General features: G+C 35.4%; 17 protein-coding genes. 13 read left to right on the top strand and 4 right to left on the bottom strand.

All coding sequences use genetic code 11. The features are described 5' to 3' along the window. Window positions 1-37: 37 nt before the first annotated feature. From BN1372_RS10295 to BN1372_RS15695, 3 genes are all read left to right on the top strand, one after another. Window positions 38-397, top strand: coding sequence for a hypothetical protein (locus tag BN1372_RS10295; RefSeq protein ID WP_062199179.1), 360 nt, complete (start codon window positions 38-40; stop codon window positions 395-397). 40 nt (window positions 398-437) lie between these two features. After that, on the top strand, window positions 438-815 hold the full coding sequence (locus BN1372_RS10290) for a cryptochrome/photolyase family protein (protein ID WP_062199176.1): 378 nt from the start codon (window positions 438-440) through the stop codon (window positions 813-815). 183 nt (window positions 816-998) lie between these two features. Further along, entirely contained in the window at window positions 999-1127 is a 129-nt protein-coding gene (locus tag BN1372_RS15695; protein WP_267902259.1) for a hypothetical protein, read from the top strand. A 752-nt stretch (window positions 1128-1879) separates the two neighbouring features. On the opposite strand, the gene BN1372_RS10285 is transcribed toward BN1372_RS15695, so the two are convergent. After that, window positions 1880-2974 (bottom strand): M24 family metallopeptidase, encoded by a 1095-nt coding sequence (locus tag BN1372_RS10285; protein ID WP_062199174.1) that lies wholly within the window; start codon window positions 2972-2974, stop codon window positions 1880-1882. A 225-nt stretch (window positions 2975-3199) separates the two neighbouring features. Between BN1372_RS10285 and BN1372_RS10280 the strand changes: the two genes are divergently transcribed. From BN1372_RS10280 to BN1372_RS10270, 3 genes are all read left to right on the top strand, one after another. Then, a complete protein-coding gene (locus BN1372_RS10280; RefSeq protein WP_062199173.1) occupies window positions 3200-3883 on the top strand; it encodes a metal-dependent hydrolase in 684 nt (227 codons plus the stop codon). Window positions 3884-3970: 87 nt separating this feature from the next. Next, entirely contained in the window at window positions 3971-4759 is a 789-nt protein-coding gene (locus BN1372_RS10275) for a DUF4097 family beta strand repeat-containing protein (RefSeq protein ID WP_062199171.1), read from the top strand. Between the two features lie 392 nt (window positions 4760-5151). Next, a complete protein-coding gene (locus BN1372_RS10270; protein ID WP_062201282.1) occupies window positions 5152-6459 on the top strand; it encodes a DRTGG domain-containing protein in 1308 nt (435 codons plus the stop codon). A 27-nt stretch (window positions 6460-6486) separates the two neighbouring features. Here BN1372_RS10270 and BN1372_RS10265 read toward each other — a convergent pair whose 3' ends face one another. Continuing rightward, window positions 6487-6792, bottom strand: coding sequence for a YtpI family protein (locus BN1372_RS10265; protein WP_062199169.1), 306 nt, complete (start codon window positions 6790-6792; stop codon window positions 6487-6489). A gap of 124 nt (window positions 6793-6916) precedes the next feature. Between BN1372_RS10265 and BN1372_RS10260 the strand changes: the two genes are divergently transcribed. After that, window positions 6917-7861, top strand: a complete 945-nt coding sequence (locus BN1372_RS10260) for a DHH family phosphoesterase (RefSeq protein WP_062199167.1) — start codon at window positions 6917-6919, stop codon at window positions 7859-7861. A gap of 234 nt (window positions 7862-8095) precedes the next feature. On the opposite strand, the gene ytrI is transcribed toward BN1372_RS10260, so the two are convergent. Both ytrI and BN1372_RS10250 read right to left on the bottom strand, forming a co-directional pair. After that, window positions 8096-8587 carry a sporulation membrane protein YtrI gene (gene ytrI / locus BN1372_RS10255; RefSeq protein WP_147515369.1) on the bottom strand — a complete coding sequence of 164 codons (492 nt, stop codon included), beginning with the start codon at window positions 8585-8587 and terminating at the stop codon, window positions 8096-8098. Window positions 8588-8589: 2 nt separating this feature from the next. After that, window positions 8590-8901 carry a YtrH family sporulation protein gene (locus BN1372_RS10250; protein WP_062201279.1) on the bottom strand — a complete coding sequence of 104 codons (312 nt, stop codon included), beginning with the start codon at window positions 8899-8901 and terminating at the stop codon, window positions 8590-8592. Between the two features lie 159 nt (window positions 8902-9060). Here BN1372_RS10250 and dnaE point away from each other — a divergent pair, with 159 nt between their 5' ends. From dnaE to pyk, 6 genes are all read left to right on the top strand, one after another. Next, the gene (gene dnaE / locus BN1372_RS10245; RefSeq protein WP_062199163.1) at window positions 9061-12387 is read left to right on the top strand and encodes a DNA polymerase III subunit alpha; all 3327 of its coding nucleotides are present in this window, start codon (window positions 9061-9063) and stop codon (window positions 12385-12387) included. Between the two features lie 146 nt (window positions 12388-12533). Next, the gene (locus tag BN1372_RS10240) at window positions 12534-13742 is read left to right on the top strand and encodes an NADP-dependent malic enzyme (RefSeq protein WP_062201277.1); all 1209 of its coding nucleotides are present in this window, start codon (window positions 12534-12536) and stop codon (window positions 13740-13742) included. Window positions 13743-14015: 273 nt separating this feature from the next. Then, entirely contained in the window at window positions 14016-14876 is an 861-nt protein-coding gene (accD, locus tag BN1372_RS10235; protein ID WP_062199161.1) for an acetyl-CoA carboxylase, carboxyltransferase subunit beta, read from the top strand. Continuing rightward, window positions 14873-15835 carry an acetyl-CoA carboxylase carboxyl transferase subunit alpha gene (gene accA / locus BN1372_RS10230; RefSeq protein WP_062199160.1) on the top strand — a complete coding sequence of 321 codons (963 nt, stop codon included), beginning with the start codon at window positions 14873-14875 and terminating at the stop codon, window positions 15833-15835. The genes accD and accA overlap by 4 nt, the downstream gene beginning before the upstream one ends. A gap of 143 nt (window positions 15836-15978) precedes the next feature. Further along, window positions 15979-16938 carry a 6-phosphofructokinase gene (gene pfkA / locus BN1372_RS10225; RefSeq protein ID WP_062199158.1) on the top strand — a complete coding sequence of 320 codons (960 nt, stop codon included), beginning with the start codon at window positions 15979-15981 and terminating at the stop codon, window positions 16936-16938. Then, window positions 16939-18717: a pyruvate kinase gene (gene pyk / locus BN1372_RS10220; protein ID WP_267902258.1), complete on the top strand. Its 1779-nt coding sequence runs from the start codon at window positions 16939-16941 to the stop codon at window positions 18715-18717. Window positions 18718-18719 lie beyond the last annotated feature (2 nt).

Genomic DNA, 18719 nt, shown 5'->3' with positions numbered 1-18719 from the left:
TTGTTCCATTCACATACTAATAGTGAGGTGAATGGAAATGCGCTACGATAAAATGTTTCTCTTATTTTTTGTATGTTTTTGTTTTTTTATCGGAAATAATGTGTCGTATGCACAAAAAGAGTATGTTATTTTTGTGGAATTAGTAAAAGATGGTAATCGTGAAATGTTCGCGTACGATAAAGGACATTTTATGTATCAACAAGGAGACATTGTATATGAAGGAAAGGAAGCGAAAGAAAAAGTAGAAATGATGCTACAAACTCTTCATATTCATAAAAAACAGACGGTCGTATCGATGGTAGAAATGCTTCGACGAGCAGGATATGAAGTAGAAAAGTTAGATGTTCGATTTACAAATGAAGATGGGAAACTATATACATGGGTATGGAAAAAGTAATGGATACTCCCATTTGGGGATGCAAAAGGAATGTGACCAGATGATTACACGCTGGATTTTAGGAGACCAATTAAACCATGCATTGCCAATTATAAAAGAAGTAAATAAACAGACAGATGTGATTCTTTTCATTGAAGCCATGTCTCGTTTGAAATGGCAAAAGTATCATAAACAAAAATTAGTATTCATTTTTTCTGCGATGCGCCATTTTGCTGAAGAATTGCGTGCAGATGGTTTAACAGTTGATTATAGGCAAGCTGATTCGTTCTCAGACGCATGGAAAGCACATTTAGTAGAGTTTCAACCAACGATGATTAAAAGAACTTTTGTGACGGATAGTCGGATGAATCGTGCGCTGGAAAAATGGGAACGTTCTTTGATTGATGACATAGAAGTGATCGTCCCCTCTTTTTGTTAACGCAAGAAGAAGCTTATGCAATGTTACCTGGAAATGGCGTATGAAAAATGTTTTTTTACCGAAAGATACAAGAAATACATTTTATAGGAAGATAGAAAATCAATTGAAGGGAAATGGTCATATGACGATTTTCTGCACTGCAATGGTTTTCACCAGATGCGATAACGTCTGACGTCATGAAGAATGTGCAAAAAACATTTTTCGCATCATCCAGGTAATATCGATTATTTTGCTTGGCCTGTTACTCGTGAGCAAGCACTTTCTTCTTTTCGTCATTTCATCGAACCACGTTTACCTACGTTTGGTCGTTAGCAAAGTGCGATGTTAGTAGAAGAATCGTTTATGTCGCATTCGCTTCTTTCTGCTTCTATCAATATGGGGTTACTAACTCTCAAAGAAGCTGAGAACTGGCGTATACAACAAGAAAAGATCCGGTTGCAAGTGTAGAGGGGGTTATTCGCCAAATTCTCGGATGGGGAGAGTACATACGGACTGTTTATTTAAAAGTGATGCCATCTTATCGGCCTGCTCTAATTTTTTTCAACATAAAGCCGATTTTCCTTGTCTCATGGTTCCTGAGAACTTTGTTAATTTGTTTGGTATTTCACCAAAAAAACAACAGACTGGTTTTATGACATGTATATCGATGCACACGATTAGGTTGTCGTACCAAATGTAATTGGAATGGCCCTTTTTGTAGATGGCGGTCGCCTAGCGACGAAACCTCATATCGCTTTAGAAAATTATATTCAAAAAAATGAGTACTTACTGTCAAGAGTGTCCTTTTAATGTTGTTCATCAACTGGAAGAGGATGATTGTCCATTTAATGCGTTGTGTTGATATTTTATTGATTGTCATCAAGAAAAATTACAAGAAAATCAGAGAATGATGATGACCATTCGATAATGGGAGCGGATGAAGGAAGAAAAGAAACAGGCACTTCGTCAAAAATCAGAAGTTTTAACTTCCCTCCGAAAGAAGTGCGATAATACAGTAAACTACAAACAGTCCCCGATACGTTAGGCTTTTAAAACATATCGTATCGGGGACTTATTATAATCTGTTATTTGATGATTAAATGTTTTGGAAAGGAAGTAAGTGTTTTTGCACCTGTTTCTGTTACAAGTACGTCATCTTCAATGCGAACTCCTCCTACATTCGGAAGATAAATTCCTGGTTCAATCGTAAAGGTCATTTGATTTTGAATTGTACTTGCATTTGTTGCTGTTACAAATGGTGCTTCATGAAGGTCAATTCCGATTCCATGACCAAGTCTATGTGGAAAATAGTCACCGTAGCCATTCTCTTTTATCCACGAACGTGCAATCCAATCGAGTTTATTTATTTTAGTGCCGACATTGGCATGGGCGATAGCGCGCTCATTAGCAGTTTGTACGATTTGATATATTTCTTTTTGTTGTTCATTGACATGATGGAAACTAATTGTACGGGTAATGTCAGAGCAATATCCATCTACGACTACACCTAAATCAAATAAAACAAAATCTCCTTTTTGAAGAGTCGTTGTACCTGGAATACCATGTGGATTTGCACTATTCTCTCCGAACAACACCATCGTTGGAAAAGACATTGATTCTACGTCTTTTTTCTTCATTTCAAATTCAATCGTTGCAATGATTTCAAGTTCTGTTTTTCCTTCTTTTAATGCATCAATTCCGATTTCTACTGCTTCATCTGCCAATGTAGCAGCTACTTGCATTTTTTTTATTTCTTCCGAATCTTTTACCATCCTTAGTTGTTGACAAACTTCTGTAACGGAACAAAATGAAGTTTCATGTATAAAATGATTCCATTTTTCATAACGTTTAAACGATAAATGTTCTTTTTCAATGGCCATTTTGTTTGTTGGTAGACTTGCTTTTTGAATAGACTGTGTTAGTAAGAAAAATGGATCATCTGTATCGGTATAACTAATAATTTCACCATCTGTAAAGGTTGCTTTCGCTCGTTGCTCCTCCATTTTGGGGCAAATAAGTTTTATCTCCCCGTTGCTAAAAACAAAAAGTGATAACAAGCGTTCATGTGGATCACAATAAAAGTTTGTAAAATAAAAGACATTTGCTGTTGAGCTAATCCAAGCTGCATCTATATGTTGTTCTTGTAAATAATCGATTAATTTTATTAGTCGTTTGTTCATTTTACTTTATCTCTCCTCCGTAGAATCCTTTGTTATTAGGTACTTAGGCTACTTTACTAGAATAAACGTTTTTAATAAATAAGACAAAGTTCATAAATAAAAAATAGAAAGGGTGGTCAAATTGTATCGAAAGACAGGATTTTGTTCAACGTTGTTGAAGAAAAAGAAGAAGGGACATACAATGGATAATAAGAGGAAAAGGAACAAATAGAAGGAGTGTATAGCATGAAAATTACTTATTTTGGTCATTCAGCACTTCAAATTGAAACAAACGATAAAACCATTTTAATCGATCCATTTATTACAGGAAATGGATTAAGTCCTGTAACAGCGGACGAAGTTAAACCAGATGTTATTTTTCTCACACATGGGCACGGCGATCATGTCGGGGATACAGAAATGTTAGCCAAAAAGCACGATGCCTTAGTAGTTGCTCCTTTTGAATTAGCTACATATTTAGGTTTTCAAGGATTACGTACGCATCCGATGCATATTGGTGGCTCTCATATGTTTGATTTTGGTCAAGTAAAATTAACACAAGCTTTTCACGGTTCTAGCATTGTGGACGAAGAAAAGAAAACGATTACGTACATGGGAATGCCTTGTGGAATTTTGTTTACTTCAGAAGGAAAAACCATTTACCACGCGGGAGATACCGCTTTATTTTCCGATATGAAAGTGCTTGGAGAATTAAACGACATTGACGTTGCGTTTTTACCGATTGGGGATAATTTTACAATGGGAATAAAAGACGCAGTTATTGCTTCTAAATGGCTTCAAGCAAAAACAGTCGTTCCTATACATTATGATACATTCCCTGTTATTGAAGTAGATCCGTTAGCATTTGTAGAACGTTTAGAAAAAAATCAAGGAAAAATTGTGAAGCCTGGAGAAAAATTAGAAGTATAACAGAAAAGGATGAAAAAGTTGGGGAATACCCAACTTTTTTATTTACAATTGTGTAGATGAGTAGAAAAAAGAAGGGTGTTGAGAGAGATGAAGATTCAGAAAAAGTCGTGGATAATAGGAATTATATTGATTTCTGTTGGCGTTATTGGCATATTATTTGCTTGGCGCCTACAAGAACAAGATGGTCAAAACGTCCGTTCCCAAACATTTGATGCTCGTAAAGTAGAGGAGATTTTCGTTCATTTGAATGTATCGGATATAGAAATTAAGCAAAGTAAAGATGCACTCATAAAAGTAGAATGGAAAGAAGATAAAAAGGCACCTGTTCAAGTAAAAATGGAAAAAAGAAAACTTATTGCGAAAGGGAAAGCTGATGTAAAAAAAGGGCTTAATCTTGAACGAAATAAAAGTGAAATTCCTTTAAGACTATATCTTCCAGCAAAAGAGTTTCAAGCCATTCACTTACAAAATAATGTTGGGGATATTTCAGCTAATACAATTGTGACGAAAGATCTTTCGATTATTTCTACAACAGGTGATATGAAAATAAAAAATGGAACGACAGAAACATTTTCTGTTCGTTTACTAGTAGGAGATATAGAAGCAGTGGATACAACGGGAGAAGGACAGTTAGAAACAAAAACGGGAGATATTACATATGAAGGAGCAACCATTACTAAACCTCTGTTGTGCACAACAGAGGTTGGGGATATTACGATGCGATTAAAAGAAAAACCAAAAGATGTATCTTTTATCGTTGAAACAGACGTCGGTTCGGTCGACGTTTTTCAAGAAAAGGGAAACATTCATAAGAATGGCGCTATTTCTGTTTATGCTAGAACGAGAACGGGAGATATTAACATTACAGATAAATAAAGAAATCGGCTATAAGTGAATTTTGTAAAATATTTCCACACTTATCTTAACGTTTTGAAATGGGGGCCTTACTTCACGTTAATGAGGAAAAAATCAATCCGTATGCTCATTTTTTAAGCAATCAAAAAGAGACAGTTAGAATGAAAATAGTTTGTTTGATTATAACAGGTAAAATGTGACCGACCTACTTTTCATCTTTTATCGTTTCTTTTTTATGCTATAACATAACAGGAAAAAGTTGATATTTCAACTATAATCGGTTATCTTTATGTATAGAAAAACATTTTATATATAACAGTTAAATATCCTAGTATAATCATATGATACACACCGAATAAGCGGGTGTTAAACAGAAAAGAAACAAGTAAAAGATTGAAAGTATGGTGATTTTTTTGGCCACAAAACATGAACAGATTTTACATTATATCGATTCTTTAGAAGTTGGAACGAAAATTTCCGTGAGACAGATTGCAAAAGAATTATCTGTTAGTGAAGGCACGGCCTATCGGGCAATTAAAGAAGCGGAAAACCAAGGATATGTTAGTACAATTGAACGTGTAGGAACAATTCGTATTAAGAAAAAGCAAAAAGAAAATATTGAAAAGTTAACGTTTGCGGAAGTAGTTAAAATTGTTGACGGTCAAGTACTTGGCGGAAAAGAAGGATTGCATAAAACATTAAATAAATTTGTAATCGGTGCGATGAAATTAGATGCCATGATGCGCTATATTGATGCTGGAAGCTTATTAATTATTGGGAACCGTGAAAAAGCGCATGAGTTTGCCCTTGAAACCGGTGCTGCAGTGTTAATTACCGGAGGCTTTGATACAAATGATGAAGTGAAACGATTAGCAGACGAGTTACAGCTACCGATTATTTCTACTGGTTATGACACGTTTACTGTTGCAACGTTAATTAATCGTGCTATTTATGACCAATTAATTAAAAAAGAAATTGTGTTAGTATCGGATATTTTAATTCCAATTGATAAAACGAATTTTATGTATAAAACCGAAAATGTGATGCGTTGGTACGAATTAAATGAACAAACAAGTCATAGTCGTTATCCTGTCGTAGATGAAAACATGAAAATCCAAGGAATCGTGACGAGTAAAGATATTTTAGAAGCAGATAAAGAAGCATTCATTGAAAAAGTGATGACGAAAAATGTGATTACTGTGAATGAAAAGACGTCCCTTGCGACAGCAGCACATCAGATGGTTTGGGAAGGAATTGAGCTATTACCGGTAGTTGATCAATCACAACGTTTAATAGGCGTCATTAGTCGACAAGATGTATTAAAGGCATTACAAATGATTCAAAATCAACCACAGGTTGGGGAAACAATTGATGACGTAATTAATTCTCGATTAGAAGATGAACAGGAAGAGAACACGTATCGTTTTGAAGTAACACCACAAATGACGAATCACTTAGGGACAATTTCATATGGTGTCTTAACGACCATTATTACAGTGGCTGGAAATCGTGTCCTCCGTCAATATAAAAAAGGAGATTTAGTCGTTGAGAATTTAACCATTTATTTTATGAAACCGGTCCAAATTGATAGCGTACTAGATATAAAACCTAAAATGTTAGAAGTAGGTCGGAAATTTGGAAAAGTGGACGTTGAGTTATATTTAGAAGGAACTATTGTTGGGAAAGCGTTAATGACTGCTCAGTTAATCGATCGCCATTAAAAAAGTTCGGGATTATCCCGAACTTTTTTATTCTGATTTATTTTGTGCCTCGTCAATAGCTAGTGGTGTATAATAACGATATTTTTTAATACCTTGGATTGCACTAGCGATTCCTAAAACCATAAAAATAATATTGACGACTAACGCTACTTTTGTTGTTAAATGAAGCAATTGATTCGTCGCAAAAAAGATAAGAAAAGCAGCTAATGTAATTTGTGCTTTTGCGCGTGTCCAAGCATATTCATACGGTGGTAACGAACGGAATAATGTTTTCGCACGATAAAAAATAAATAGCCCAATTGCAAACACTGCTAAAAAACCAAACACAGGCATTTAAAATTCCTCCATTGTATAGACTATGGTAAGATAAAAAAAGAGTTTTGAACTATACTAATTGTACAAATAGTTGTGAAAATTGTCCATGATTAGTTATGGTTCATAAAAGGAGCGATTACATATGAAGCAACAAATTTTAAAGGAAATAAAAGAACACGATACAATTATCATTCATCGCCACGTTCGTCCTGACCCAGATGCATTAGGGTCACAAGGTGGACTAGCACAAATCATTCAAACAACGTTTCCAGAAAAAAACGTTTATATCGTTGGAGAGGAAAATCCTAACTTAACGTTTTTAACAAAAATGGATACAGTAGAAGACAAAGTTTTTAAAGAAGCTTTAGTCATTGTGTGTGATACAGCAAATACCGAACGAGTAGATGATAGTAGATATGCGACAGGGAAAAAAGTGATAAAAATTGATCACCATCCTAATCGTGAACCATTTGGGGATATTTGTTGGGTAGACACGGGGGCAAGTTCTACTAGTGAATTAATTTATGAATTGTATGAACAAGGAAAAAATCAAGGGTATAGATTAAACGACGAAGGCGCACGTTTATTATATGCAGGGATCGTCGCAGATACAGGGCGCTTTTTATTTCCGAATGCAACGACCAAAACATTCCAATATGCGGGAGAATTAGTGAAATATAATTTCGAAAGAAAAGCACTATATGATGATATGTACCGAACACCGATGCACGTTGCTAGGTTGCAAGGATACATTTTACAACATGTTACACTATCCGAAGATGGTGTTGCTTTCGTGAAACTAACAAAAGCATTAATGGATGAATTTCAAATTACGACATTTGAAGCTTCACAATTAATCAATACGCTCGGAAATATTGATGGTATTTTAGCTTGGGCCTTTTTCGTAGAAGAAGAGGAACAAATTCGTGTTCGCCTCCGTTCAAAAGGACCTGTTATTAACATGATTGCAGAAAAATATAATGGTGGAGGTCATCCGTTAGCTTCTGGTGCTACAATTTATCAATGGGAAGACCTCGAAAAAGTAGTAGCAGAATTAAATGATGTAGCAAGACTATATCGTAAATAATCTCTAGGGGAACCTAGAGATTTTTTTATCCTTGGTACATACATAGAAAACCTCAACTAATGGGAGTTTTTGTATCGCAATGATGATAAAGAAAAAGGAAAAAATAATTATTTTTTGCTTATTTCGAAATAAAACGTTTACATTTAGAAAAAACCTAGTTTGCCTCTTCACAATTTTAAAAAATCCATTATAATAATGATAAAACTTTAATACTTTTGTGAATTTTCTGTCATATCAAACAATTTTTTTAATGATAACGTGAAGTTCGAGTGTCGTGAATAAATAAAGATGCACAACCTGCACTTCATACGTTTCATCATCAAGTTCAATGACACTTTTTTCAATGGATTGAAAAATAAATTCTTTGTTCGAAGCGATTTGACTGATTTCTTTTTTTAATAAGGGGCGTAGTTGTTCTTTCATTTTTTCTTTAATGCTGTGGATAGTTAAACTATCAAGGTTGTCTGCTTTTTCTACTTTAATTTCAATATGTTGTAAATATAAATGTTTCTCATAAGCAGCATTTTTTTGTTCTATTTCATCACGCCAAATAGCTAAGTCTTTTTTTAACGCATTTAGCTGCTCGTCTTGTTGTTTAATTCGCTCTACTTGGCGTTCATAAATTAATCCGTATGTTAACAGAAAAAAGAACCAACCGAAAAGCATCCCTATAAAAAAAATACTAAACCATCGTTTTGCCTCTTTGTGATGAAAGATTGGCGACATTCTCATAGTGTCAAATCACGACCTGTTAACCATTGAATAAGAATGGTCGCACAGTGAGCGCCTAGCATCGCGGAAAAAATATATAAAGAATGGCGAATGAGTTCGTCCATCGTTCCATAAAACAGACCTTTTTCAATCGTATAAAAAGTTTCAAATGTACCGCCAATGGCAGCAATGATGGCCCAAATTTTTAAACGACCTGCTAATTCGTTAATCTCTGTTAATGGTCGTTCATGGACAAGGTAAAAACCGATACCGCCGATGATCGAACCACCGATAATGACACCAAAGGAAATGAAAAAATCGATAATCATAATTTTTACATCATGGGACGACAATGAAATCGCTCCTTACATTTTGGAATGAAGGTGAAATTATTCTTCAAGTATTCTTATGCGTTTTTCCTTTCTATTATGTGTTTTATTGAAAATCGTGTACTATAAAGGAAAGATGGAATAGAGGATGTGTTACAGATGAATGTTGTTCATCTTCGAGTTCATAGCGAATACAGTTTGTTACAATCTACTTGTAGAATAGAACAACTGGTGGAACGGGCGAAGCAATTAGGATACGACACGTTAGCACTAACAGATAAAAACGTTATGTATGGTGCTCTTTCCTTTTATAAAAAGTGTCAAAAAGAAGGGATAAAACCGATTATCGGATTAGATACAACCGTACAAGAAACAGATGGGACTATCCATGCACTAGTGTTATTAGCATATAATATGGACGGATATCAACAATTAATGGAAATATCTAGTGTGATTCAGCAAGGTGAGGACGGTTATATAAAAAGTGACGTGCTTTTTCAACATACAGATGGCCTACTTGCAATTGCAACTGGAAGAAATGGTTTAGTTCAAGCATTTCATGACCGAACCGATCAATTGAAAAAAGTGTTAAAGATGTACCAACAAGCATTTCTAAATAATCTATATTTAGGGTTAGAAAATCATCGACTTAAAGAGGAAGCAGTGCTTTGGTTAACAACAAAAGAATTAGCAAAAGAACATAATATTCCTCTTGTAGCGATGCATGAAGTGTTTTATTTAAACAAAGAAGATGCATACTTTCATGATTGTTTACTTTGTTTAAAAGAAGATAAAAAAGTGTTTACAGAAAATCGAACGCGTTTATCTTCTACAGAATTTTATTTGAAATCAAAAGAAGAATGGATGGATATGTTTCAGCATGAAACGGAAGCGTTGCAACGGACGGTAGAAATTGCAAAACGCTGTCAATTAGACATCTCTTTTCATGAAAATCATCTTCCTTCTTATCCATTGCCAACAGGGGTGACAAGTCAGCAGTTTTTACACCAACTTTGTCATAAAGGGTTGGAAAAAAGATACCAACAAATTACACCATCAATGGAAGAACGATTAACGTATGAATTACAAGTCATTCATCAAATGGGGTTTGATGATTATTTTTTAATCGTTTGGGATTTTATGCGCTTTGCTAATAAACAAAACATTTTAACAGGCCCTGGTCGTGGTTCAGCGGCAGGCTCTCTTGTTAGTTATGTACTTGGGATTACAAAAGTAGATCCGATAAAATATGGTTTATTATTTGAACGATTTTTAAATCCAGCACGAATTACCATGCCGGATATTGATATCGATTTTAACGATAAAAGACGACAAGAAGTCATTGAGTACGTAAAAGAAAAGTACGGAGAGGAATATGTCGCGCAAATTATTACATTCGGTACGTTAGGTGCAAGACAAGTCATTCGTGATGTCGGGAGAATTTTTAATGTCGATGTAAAAGTAATTGACCGTGGTGCTAAATATATCCCAGCACGACCAAAAATGACGTTATCAGAAGCAGTTGAACAATCTCTGGAATTTTCCAGGTGGATAGAACAATCAGAAGAAACAAAACGAGTGTTTCAAGTAGCAAAAGCATTAGAAGGACTACCAAAAAATATATCAATCCATGCAGCAGGGGTTATCATTAGTGATATTCAGATGACAAAAATTACGCCTATTCAAAAAACGAGTGATGGAACGACCGTTACACAGTTTTCTATGGAATATTTAGAAGAACTTGGATTATTAAAAATGGATTTTCTCGGATTGCGTACTTTGTCTTTTATAGAAGAAATCTTAACCCTTATTCAAACGTTTGAAAAAAAAGAAATCAAACTGGATCAAATTCCATTTGACGATACGAAAACGTTTCAACTATTAGCAAGCGGAGAAACATCGGGAATTTTTCAATTAGAATCACAAGGTATGAGAGAAGTACTGCAAAAGTTAAAACCAACTCATTTTGAAGATATTGTTGCGGTGAACGCGTTATATCGTCCAGGACCGATGGATCAAATTGATCAATTTATTGCAAATAAAAAAAATCCACTGCACATTTCTTATCTTCATTCTGATTTGAAACCTATTTTAGAGATGACGTATGGGATTATTGTGTACCAAGAACAAATTATGCAATTAGCATCTACGATGGCTGGATTTCGTTTAGGGGAAGCCGACTTATTAAGGCGGGCAGTAAGTAAAAAGAAACGTGAGTTATTAGAGCGAGAACGGAAACATTTTGTACAAGGATGCTTACAGAATGGATATGACCAAAAAGTAGCGGAAGATGTTTATGCTTTAATTGTACGATTTGCTAATTACGGTTTTAATAGAAGCCACGCTGTTGCATATAGTACATTAAGTTATCGATTAGCTTATTTAAAAGTACATTATCCGCTATATTTTTATACGGCGTTACTAACGAATGTGTTATCTCAACCAGAAAAAACGAAACGATATATGATGGAAGCAAGACAAATTGGCATAGAGATTTTACCACCTTCAATCAATAAAAGTAGTTTTTATTATATTCCAGAATATGGAAAAATCAGAATGAGCTTTCTTCCAATTAAAAATACAGGTGGGCAGATTGTATCGGCTATTTTAAAGGAACGAAAGAAAAAAACATTTACAGACTTTTTTGATTTTTGTTTACGACTTTCTCCCTACCATATTTCGAATAAAATAATAGAATCACTCGTCATCGCGGGTTGTTTTGATGAATTTCAACGGAATCGAGCGTCTTTATTAGCCACCATCCAAAGTGCGATGGATTACGTACAACTTATTCCAGAAAATGAAGGAGACTCCTTGTTTCCATTTGATGATGTATTAAAGCCCCGCTATGTAGAAATGGAACCATGGGACGTGGAAGATGAGTTAGAAAAAGAACAGGAAGTGTTTGGTTTTTATGTAACTAGTCATCCGATACAACTAGAAAAAGAGAGAGTGGAAGGTTTTCCACTCACTACTTTATCCACACTCCGTCCTACCAAGCAGCTAGTAGATGCGGTCGTTTATATTGAACGTATTCATACAATTAAAACGAAAAAAAATGATTGGATGGCTTTTCTTACGATTAGTGATGAAACGAATGAAATAGAAGCGGTAATCTTCCCAGATCAATACTTTGAATGTTTACCGTTATTAAAAGAAAAAAATAAAGTATATATTCGTTTTCAGTCTACATATAAAAATAAATGTGTCATTAAACAGATGATGCTTTTACAAGTTGTGGTAGATCAACACGAAAACAACCAAACATTATTTTTGAAAATCGAGCCGAATCAGGAACATCCATCCCTATTAGGAGCACTAAAAAATATTATTGCTCATTTTCCAGGGTACATGCCTGTTCGACTATATTACGTTTCTAAAAAACAAATCATTCAACTATCATCAGATTTGAATATATTCCCTTTTGAACACGCTTTATGGCAATTAAAGAAGTACCTTGGGGAAGAAAATGTGAAAATTCAATAAATATTCTTTCCTCCATGTGAATTGTGGATACTTATAAATGTAATAAATCACAATAAAAAGAAATAAAAAGGGATGGAACCCTTGTTTTTTGTCATGAATAAAGGAGAGTGGATAGATTGACGACTTTACGTGAAGAAGCTTTACACATGCATAAATTAAATCAAGGAAAATTAGAAACAGTATCAAAAGTACCGGTTAAAAATGGGAAAGATTTAAGCTTAGCCTATTCTCCTGGTGTTGCTGAACCGTGCAAAGAAATTTATGAAGATAAACGATATGTCTATGATTATACGATGAAGGGGAATTTAGTAGCGGTAGTCTCCGATGGTACAGCTGTATTAGGTTTAGGAAATATAGGACCAGAAGCAGCCCTCCCAGTAATGGAAGGGAAAGCAGTATTATTTAAAAGCTTTGCCGGAGTTGACGCTTTTCCACTCTGCCTAAAAAGTAATAGTGTAGAAGAAATCATTCAAACGGTTAAATCGTTAGAGCCTGCGTTTGGCGGCATTAACCTAGAAGATATTGCAGCGCCTAATTGTTTTGAAATTGAAGAACGATTAAAACGAGAAATGAGTATTCCTGTTTTTCATGATGATCAACACGGAACAGCAATTGTGACAGTGGCAGCCTTATTAAATGCACTTAAATTAACAGGAAAAAAATTGTCCGAAATAAAAATAATCGCAAGTGGAGCTGGGGCAGCTGGCATTGCGATTATTAAACTTCTGTATGCTTTTGGTGTCCATCATATGGTTATGTGTGATTCGAAAGGTGCTATTTACGAAGGACGCCCAAATGGGATGAATCCTATTAAAGAGGAAGTGGCGCGATATACGAATATTGAACGGGAAAAAGGATCTTTAGAAGATGTTATTAAAGGAGCGGACGTATTTATCGGGGTGTCTGTTGCGGGAGCATTAACAAAAGAAATGGTGCAATCGATGAATGAAGATCCGATTATTTTTGCAATGGCAAATCCAACACCTGAAATTATGCCACATGAAGCGAAAGAAGCTGGGGCAAAGATTGTGGGAACGGGACGTTCTGATTTCCCAAATCAAGTGAACAACGTATTAGCTTTCCCGGGTATTTTCCGCGGGGCATTAGATGTATTTGCAACGCATATTAACGATGAAATGAAAATGGCAGCGGTAGAAGCATTGGCAGGTCTTGTAACAGAAGAAGAAGTAAACGAAGACTATGTTATTCCTGGGCCATTTGACCCTCGCGTTGCACCGGAAGTTGCGAAAGCAGTAGCAAAAACAGCGATGGAAACAGGAGTGGCACGACGAAAAGTAGACCCAGAAGAAGTAGCAGAAAAAACACGTTGTTTAACACAAATAGGAAAAGAATAAAGAAGAAAAATAGAGTACGAAATCAACCATGGTTTCGTACTTTTATTTTTCGTATTTGGTAGAATAGTGTGCTGTTCATTATAAACTGGAAGGAAGATTTCCTTATAAAAATACGTTTTCTTTTTATGGCGGTTGCGAGTTTTAAATTTTAAGTATAAAATTTGAAGATAAAGAACGATTTTTTACATTTTTTTAAAAAAGAGTTCTATAAATACTGAATAATAACGAATAAATATGTAAGGTATAAGAATGAAAAGGAAAGAAGGGATAAGATTGATTCGAAATATATTTCCTAAAAAGAAACAGTATGTAAAAGTAAAGGCTAACACAGAACGAATTGATATTCCAGAAGGTTTGGCTGTGAAATGTCCGAGCTGTAAAAAAATACACTATACAAAAGATATCGAAAATAATGCATATATTTGTTTACATTGTGGGCACTATCATCAAATGCCGGCACAGGCAAGGATTGCGTCTGTTCTTGATGAAGAAAGTTTTGTAGAATACGATCAAGATGTTATTTCTGCCAATCCATTATCGTTCCCGGGATATGATAAAAAAATTAAAAAGGATATGAAACAATCAAAATTAAATGAAGCAGTTGTAACAGGGGAAGGCACGATTAATGGTATCCAAACAGCTATTGCAGTCATGGATCCTCGTTTCCGTATGGGAAGCATGGGTTCAGCAGTAGGAGAAAAAATTACGAGAGCAATTGAAAAAGCAAAAGAAAAACAGATTCCCTTTATTATTTTTACTGCATCTGGTGGAGCAAGAATGCAAGAAGGTGTTTTAAGCTTAATGCAAATGGCAAAAACAAGTGTGGCGCTAAAAGCATTTAGTGAAAGTGGTGGATTGTTTATTTCTGTTATGACGTACCCAACGACAGGTGGCGTATCCGCAAGTTTTGCTTCGTTAGGAGATTATAATTTTGCTGAACCACAAGCGTTAATCGGTTTTGCTGGTCGACGGATTATTGAACAAACTATTCGCGAGAAATTACCGGATGATTTTCAAACAGCAGAATTTTTATTAAAACACGGACAATTAGATAAAATAATTCCAAGGAAAGAGATGAAACAGACGTTATATCAAGTCCTTGATATTCAAGTATCAAAGGAGGAAAAAAAATGAGTGTAGAATTAGAATTTGAACGTCCAATCAAAGAGTTAAGACAAAAAATTATCGAATTAAAAGAGTTATCATTAAAACAAGGAATCGATTTATCTAATGAAATCCTTCAATTAGAAGAGCGATTAAGAAAATTAGAAGATGACATATATGGTAATATAGAACCTTGGGATCGTGTACAAATTGCTCGTTTACATACACGTCCAACAACATTAGATTACATTGAACGTATTTTTGATACGTTCATTGAATTGCATGGGGATCGTGTATACGGGGATGATGAAGCAATCGTTGGTGGGATTGGCAAATTTAACGGCATTCCTGTAACGGTTATTGGTCATCAACGTGGAAAAACAACAAAAGAAAACATTCGCCGTAATTTTGGAATGCCACATCCAGAAGGGTATCGAAAAGCATTACGTTTGATGAAACAGGCAGAAAAATTTAATCGACCAATTATTACATTTATTGATACAAAAGGCGCTTATCCAGGAAAAGAAGCAGAAGAACGTGGGCAAAGTGAAGCAATTGCGAAAAATTTATTTGAAATGGCAGGACTTAAAGTTCCGATTATTACAATCATTATCGGAGAAGGCGGAAGTGGTGGTGCACTCGGTATTGGTGTAGGAAATAGAATGTACATGTTAGAAAATGCAACGTATTCTGTTATTTCTCCAGAAGGTGCAGCATCTATTTTATGGAAAGATGCAAAATATGCGAAACAAGCAGCGGAATCGATGATGATTACGGCACAAGATTTACAAGAGTTAAAGGTTATTGACGGTATTATCGAAGAAATAAAAGGCGGTGCTCATCAAAATTACGATGAACAAGCACAGAAAGTGAAAGCAACAATCGGGAAAGCGCTAACCGAATTAATGTCGTTCACTACAGAACAATTAATAGAAGATCGATATAATAAATATAAACAAATAGGACAATATGCTTTGTTAGAATATTAAGATATTGTTAAGAAAGGCGCATATGCGTCTTTTTTCTTTTCTTTTTTTTAAAAAGTGGGTAACAATAAAAGAAGGAGTATGAAAGTAGTTTGAGTGAACATGCACTCTTTGGTAGAGTAAGAAAGAGAGATGGGGGATTTACAATGAAAAAAATAGCTGTATTAACGAGCGGCGGGGATGCACCTGGAATGAATGCAGCCATTCGAGCAGTTACACGTAAAAGTATATACGAACATTTAGACGTGTACGGTATTTATCGTGGCTATCAAGGTCTTATTGAAGGAGATGTGAAACCATTACAGCTTGGAGATGTAGGGGGGATTATTCATCGCGGTGGTACGATGCTCTACACAGCAAGAAGTAAAGAATTTATGACGGAAGAAGGGTTTCAAGAAGCATTGGAGCAACTATCTTTTTTCGGTATCGATGCAGTGATTGTTATTGGTGGCGATGGTTCTTTTAAAGGGGCACATGCTTTGCACCAACAAGGAATAAAAACAATTGGTATTCCAGCGACGATTGATAACGACGTGTTAGGAACACAGTTTACGATTGGTTTCGATACATCGATTAATACAGTCATTGAGGCAATTGATAAAATTCGTGATACAGCTACAAGTCATGAACGGACATACATAATCGAAGTAATGGGTAGAGGTAATGGAGATATTGCGTTATGGTCTGGCCTTGCTGCTGGTGCAGAATCGATTGTTATTCCAGAAGTAACAGAATCATTAGAAACCATTGCGAGACGTGTCGTGCGAGGATATGAAAGAGGAAAGCGTCATAGTATTATTATAGTGGCAGAAGGTGCTGGAAACAGCAAAGAAGTAGCGGATTATATTGAAAAAGCAACGGGCTTAGAAACGCGTATTTCTGTCTTAGGACATATCCAACGCGGTGGATCTCCGACTGCATTTGACCGCGTATTAGCCAGTAGAATGGGAGTAGAAGCAGTAGAAATGCTTTTACAAGGAAAATCAGGTTTTATGATTGGTATACAAGGTCCACAATTAGTGCATCATCCATTTAAACATATTTGGAATAAAAAATATGATGTGCTAGAACAAACGTATCAAGCTGCAAAACAACTTTCAATATAAATGAGGAGGAACAAACAGATGAGAAAAACAAAAATTGTTTGTACCATTGGACCAGCGAGTGAGTCCGTTGAAATGCTCGTTGAACTAATTAAAGCGGGAATGAATGTTGCTCGTTTAAATTTTTCACATGGAAATCATGAAGAACACCGAGCAAGAATTAAAAATATTAGAGAAGCAGCAAAAATAGCGAATCAAACAGTAGGAATTTTATTAGATACAAAGGGACCTGAAATTCGGACTGGAATGTTGGAAAAAGGAGAAATCACGTTAGATGTTGATCAAACGTTGCGTGTTTCCATGGAAGAAATCGTAGGCAATGAAAAAGAAATTTCCGTGTCTTATCCAGGCTTAATTAACGATATTGAAGTAGGTTCTACCATTTTATTAGATGATGGATTAATTGCATTAGAGGTAACAAAAAAACATCAAGAAACAAAAGAAATTATTACTGTTGTAAAAAATGCTGGAGTATTAAAAAATCGGAAAGGAGTTAATATTCCGAATGTTCGTATTAACTTACCAGGAATGACAGAAAAAGATGCAGCTGATATTGAATTTGGTATCGAAGAGGGCATTGACTTTATTGCAGCATCGTTTGTAAGACGGGCAAAAGATGTATTAGAAATTCGAAAAATTTTAGAGAAAAACAATGCTACTCATATTCAAATTATCCCTAAAATCGAAAATCGAGAAGGGGTAGATAATATTAACGAAATTTTAGAAGTATCAGACGGCCTAATGGTAGCTCGTGGAGATTTAGGAGTAGAAATTCCAGCCGAAGAAGTTCCACTTGTACAAAAAGAGTTAATTCAAAAATGTAATGAACGGGCCAAACCAGTTATTACTGCTACACAAATGTTAGATTCGATGCAACGGAATCCACGTCCAACTAGAGCGGAAGCAAGCGATGTCGCGAATGCGATTTTTGACGGCACCGATGCCATTATGTTAAGTGGAGAAACAGCAGCTGGGAAATATCCTTTAGAAGCAGTTAGTACAATGGATAAAATCGCCAAAAGGGTAGAAGCAGCTTTACCATACAAACAAATGCTAAACAATCGAACAAAATCAACTCTACCAACTATTACAGATGCGATTAGCCAATCAGTTTCTCATACTGCTTATAATTTAAAAGCAAAAGCGATTATTACAGCAACAGAAAGTGGACATACTGCACGAATGATTTCAAAATATCGTCCACAATCTCCAATCATTGCAGTTACTAGCCATGAGCCAGTACTTAGACGTTTATCGTTACTTTGGGGTGTATATGCTACGTTGGGAAAAAAAGTGCATACAACAGATGAACTTCTTGACAGCGCAGTGGATGAATCATTGAAAACAGAAATGATTACATACGGTGATTTAGTCGTCATTACTGCTGGTGTTCCTGTTAATGAAATTGGGACAACAAACCTTTTAAAAGTGCATGTAGTGGGAGATGTATTGGCCAAAGGACAAGGCGTAGGACGTCAATCTGTCTATGGGAAAGTAGTTGTTGCAAATAGCAGAGAAGAAGCGTTAAGAAAAATGGATAAACATAGTATCCTTGTAACAAAAACAACGGATATCGATATGGTAGAAGCGATGAAAAAAGCAGTGGCGATTATAACAGAAGAAAGTGGATTAACAAGCCACGCAGCAATTGTTGGTCTTAGTATCGGCATTCCTGTTGTTGTAGGAGTAAAAAACGCAACAGAAATTTTTGAAGATGGTCAAGAGATTACTGTTGATAGTCAACGCGGTTCTATTTATCAAGGACATGCAAGTGTATTATAAGC

This window comes from Massilibacterium senegalense, from assembly GCF_001375675.1.
Lineage (GTDB): Bacteria > Bacillota > Bacilli > Bacillales > Massilibacteriaceae > Massilibacterium > Massilibacterium senegalense.
Note: the sequence above shows the minus strand (reverse complement) of the source record. Positions and strands in the feature narration are given on the sequence as shown.

Bases quoted from the DNA above. Each gene is read 5' to 3' on its own strand.
- BN1372_RS10250 (WP_062201279.1), bottom strand. From the start codon at position 8,901: ATGATTATCGATTTTTTCATTTCCTTTGGTGTCATTATCGGTGGTTCG.
- accA (WP_062199160.1), top strand. From the start codon at position 14,873: ATGAGTGTAGAATTAGAATTTGAACGTCCAATCAAAGAGTTAAGACAA.
- BN1372_RS10240 (WP_062201277.1), top strand. From the start codon at position 12,534: ATGCATAAATTAAATCAAGGAAAATTAGAAACAGTATCAAAAGTACCG.
- BN1372_RS10295 (WP_062199179.1), top strand. From the start codon at position 38: ATGCGCTACGATAAAATGTTTCTCTTATTTTTTGTATGTTTTTGTTTT.
- BN1372_RS15695 (WP_267902259.1), top strand. From the start codon at position 999: ATGTGCAAAAAACATTTTTCGCATCATCCAGGTAATATCGATTATTTT.
- BN1372_RS10290 (WP_062199176.1), top strand. From the start codon at position 438: ATGATTACACGCTGGATTTTAGGAGACCAATTAAACCATGCATTGCCA.
- dnaE (WP_062199163.1), top strand. From the start codon at position 9,061: ATGAATGTTGTTCATCTTCGAGTTCATAGCGAATACAGTTTGTTACAA.
- pyk (WP_267902258.1), top strand. From the start codon at position 16,939: ATGAGGAGGAACAAACAGATGAGAAAAACAAAAATTGTTTGTACCATT.
- ytrI (WP_147515369.1), bottom strand. From the start codon at position 8,587: ATGTCGCCAATCTTTCATCACAAAGAGGCAAAACGATGGTTTAGTATT.
- BN1372_RS10285 (WP_062199174.1), bottom strand. From the start codon at position 2,974: ATGAACAAACGACTAATAAAATTAATCGATTATTTACAAGAACAACAT.
- BN1372_RS10265 (WP_062199169.1), bottom strand. From the start codon at position 6,792: ATGCCTGTGTTTGGTTTTTTAGCAGTGTTTGCAATTGGGCTATTTATT.
- pfkA (WP_062199158.1), top strand. From the start codon at position 15,979: ATGAAAAAAATAGCTGTATTAACGAGCGGCGGGGATGCACCTGGAATG.
- BN1372_RS10275 (WP_062199171.1), top strand. From the start codon at position 3,971: ATGAAGATTCAGAAAAAGTCGTGGATAATAGGAATTATATTGATTTCT.
- BN1372_RS10260 (WP_062199167.1), top strand. From the start codon at position 6,917: ATGAAGCAACAAATTTTAAAGGAAATAAAAGAACACGATACAATTATC.
- BN1372_RS10280 (WP_062199173.1), top strand. From the start codon at position 3,200: ATGAAAATTACTTATTTTGGTCATTCAGCACTTCAAATTGAAACAAAC.